At 66.7% G+C, this 2,897-nt stretch carries 4 protein-coding genes; 2 read left to right on the top strand and 2 right to left on the bottom strand.

The window, feature by feature from the left end; all coding sequences use genetic code 11:
* Together WAW17_RS20205 and WAW17_RS20210 are read right to left on the bottom strand one after the other, a co-directional pair.
* Positions 1 to 628 (bottom strand): FAD binding domain-containing protein (locus tag WAW17_RS20205; RefSeq protein WP_422334700.1); only part of this gene is annotated, 628 nt, incomplete at its 3' end.
* Entirely contained in the window at positions 625 to 1,173 is a 549-nt protein-coding gene (locus WAW17_RS20210; RefSeq protein WP_422334701.1) for a 2Fe-2S iron-sulfur cluster-binding protein, read from the bottom strand. The genes WAW17_RS20205 and WAW17_RS20210, both read right to left, overlap by 4 nt.
* Before the next feature lie 280 nt (positions 1,174 to 1,453).
* Between WAW17_RS20210 and WAW17_RS20215 the strand changes: the two genes are divergently transcribed.
* On the top strand, positions 1,454 to 1,669 hold the full coding sequence (locus WAW17_RS20215) for a hypothetical protein (RefSeq protein ID WP_422334702.1): 216 nt from the start codon (positions 1,454 to 1,456) through the stop codon (positions 1,667 to 1,669).
* A 9-nt stretch (positions 1,670 to 1,678) separates the two neighbouring features.
* On the top strand, positions 1,679 to 2,881 hold the full coding sequence (locus tag WAW17_RS20220; RefSeq protein ID WP_422334703.1) for a patatin-like phospholipase family protein: 1,203 nt from the start codon (positions 1,679 to 1,681) through the stop codon (positions 2,879 to 2,881).
* Positions 2,882 to 2,897 lie beyond the last annotated feature (16 nt).

Raw genomic sequence — 2,897 nt, forward strand, 5'->3', positions numbered from 1 at the left:
CACCATGGACCAGGACGGTGTCGCGTTCGGGCATGTCACCGGGAAGGCGATAGAAGTCGAGCAGAGGAATCCGACGTTCACCATGGGAATTGCGGACGATCACGACGGCGTCCAACGCTGCCAGAGCCACCGCCATATCCGATGGGTGCACGGCCACACACTGGTTCGTGGCGCCGAAGATCGCGTGATATCGGACGTACCCGCCCAGCGCCGAACACCCGGTTCCCGGCTCACGTTTGTTGCACGGCGTCGTGATGTCCTGGAAGTACACGCACCGGGTGCGCTGCAACAGGTTGCCTGCAGTGGTGGCCACGTTGCGTAGTTGCGCCGAGGCCCCGGAAAGGAGGGCCCGCGAAAGCAGGGGATACCGCGTGCGGACGAGAGAGTGTGCGGCAAGATCGCTGTTACGTACCGCGGCGCCGATTCGGATACCCCCGCCGGACAACTCTTCTACCTCCCCGAGGGGCAGCGTGCTGACGTCCACCAGCAGGCTGGGTTGCGCCACACCGAGCTTCATGTGATCGACGAGATTCGTTCCACCGGCGAGGAAGCTGGCGCGGGGGTCGGCCGAGACCATCGAGACCGCAGTGTCGACGTCCCTCGCACGGATGTAGTCGAAGGGAATCATGCCTCTTCCGCCTGCCGGATCGCTGCCAGGATGTTCGGATAGGCCCCGCACCGACACAGGTTGCCGCTCATCCGTTCCCGTATCTCGTCGTCCGTGAGTTCGAGGGGTGCATCCATGCTCTCGCTGACCGCACTGGGATGCAGCGCACCGAATTCGTAGAACATGCCGACGGCCGAGCAGATCTGACCAGGTGTGCAATAGCCGCACTGCAGGCCGTCGTGTTCGACGAACGCCTGCTGCACGGCGTGCAGTTCACCTTCCTCGGCGAGTCCGTGAGCCGTGACGACCCGGGCGCCGTCGTGTGCCACCGCGAATGTCAGGCAGCTGTTCACACGGCGGCCGTCGAGGAGCACGGTGCACGATCCGCACTGCCCGTGATCACAACCCTTCTTCGGTGCCGTGACTCCGAGGTGGTTGCGCAGGGCGTCCAGCAGCGTGGTGCGGGGATCCAGCCGCAGCAACCGGTTTTCGCCGTCGACGTCGAGCGTGATCTCGGCAACGCCGGCGACCGGTCTGTTCTCGTCCTGGCTGTGCGGGGATTCCATGATTCGGTGGATACCCCTGTGACGCGGGATTGAATCAGCACACGATTGCGGGAAGGGTCGGATGTATTGCTGCTCCCGAATGGATCGACGCACACGTTCATGTGGTGGACTTTCTGCAGCGTCCGGATGCCGCCGGCGTGTTGCGTGACAGCCTCCTCGCTGCGGGTGCGTCCCGACCTCGAAGGCCGGGTGACCTCGAGGTCGCCCCACTCGTGTGTGGGTTCGATCCGACGGATCGGCTCGCGGTCGAACACCTCGAGTTCCGTGGGTTTTCGATCTCGTGGGTGAACTGCTCGCGCGCCATCGGAACCTCGTCGTGGAACTGTCCTGGGTGCTCCTGGACCGAATCGTCGACGGAGCCGAGGCGGCTCAGGACTGGGTGCATGGGGGCCGGGCTTCGACGGCCCCGAAGCGGTCCCGCGAGAACCCCGTCCGCGAGAAGCTCAACGGTGCCGATGAGCCGAATCGGTTCCGGCCGCCGGAGCGGGCAAGGTAGCGTCGGCACATGGCCAGACGCGGGACGGGCGGCACCCACGGACCACGTCGGACGGCTCTGGTCGTCGCGGGCGCGGGCGCGCGCGGCGCCTACCAGGCCGGCGCGATCACGACTCTGCTGCCCCGGATGACGGCACACGGCGGGGCTCCGACGATCTTCATCGGCACCAGCGCCGGTGCACTCAACGTGGTCGGGCTTGCTGCGTTCGCCGACGACGGACTCACTGATGCCGCGGAACGGATCGTCGAGTTGTGGACCGGCGTCGAGTCGTCCGACGTGTACTCGTCGCTGTCCACGGTGCTCGGGACGAGCGCGGCATTCCTCGGGCAGGCGATCGGGTTGCCCCGGGCGCGACTCGTGAGCCTGCTCGACACGTCCCCGATCCGCGAGACCCTGCAGCGGCTCGTCCCATGGGACCGGCTGCACGAGAATGTCCGCACCGGACTGGTGGACGCCGTCGCCGTCGCCACCACATCCGTGAAGACCGGCGGAACCGTCGTGTTCATGGAGAAGAACGCATCGGTCACCCTGCCCGAGTACGACGCACGGCGGAACATCAGCTACGTCGCGACGACGCTGACCGTCGAACACCTCCTTGCCTCCGCGGCGGTCCCGATCCTGTTTCGGCCCATCCACATCAGCGACAAGTGCGTGCCTGAGCGCTCCGGCTGGTATGTCGACGGTGGGTTGCTGCTCAACACCCCGATCAAACCGGCGCTGGAGCTCGGTGCGAGCCACGTGGGTGTCGTCGCGACGCAACCGCGGGTGTGGCCACCGGCGATCGTGGAACGCAGGCGCGGACGCCGGCCCGCGCCCCCCGACGTGGCCGGCGTCGCGGCGCTCGCGCTGCGGGCGATGCTCGGTTACCGCATGATCGAGGATCTGCACGAGGTCGAGTTCCGCAACGAGCTTGTCGCGCAAGGCCTGTCGGTCTCTCCCGCCGACCGTCCCATCGGCATCGACTTCGCGGGACCGCCGCTCAACGAGGCGGGACGCATCGCCGAGATCGCAGAGGAGGTGACCCGTGGACGGTCCGCGCTGCGCAGGTTTCTGCGGAACCCGGCACCGTCCGTCATCGCGCGGCTGATCGGCGGCGATGACGAAGACCGCGGGGACCTGCTCAGCTTCTTGCTGTTCGACCCGGAGTTCACCGATTTGATCGCGGAACTGGGTCGCAAACACGGTGCCGACCCCGGGGAAAGCGTGGTGTAGCCGGACACTTCTCTAG

The organism is Rhodococcus sp. (in: high G+C Gram-positive bacteria) (assembly GCF_049286785.1).
Classification (GTDB): domain Bacteria; phylum Actinomycetota; class Actinomycetes; order Mycobacteriales; family Mycobacteriaceae; genus Rhodococcus_F.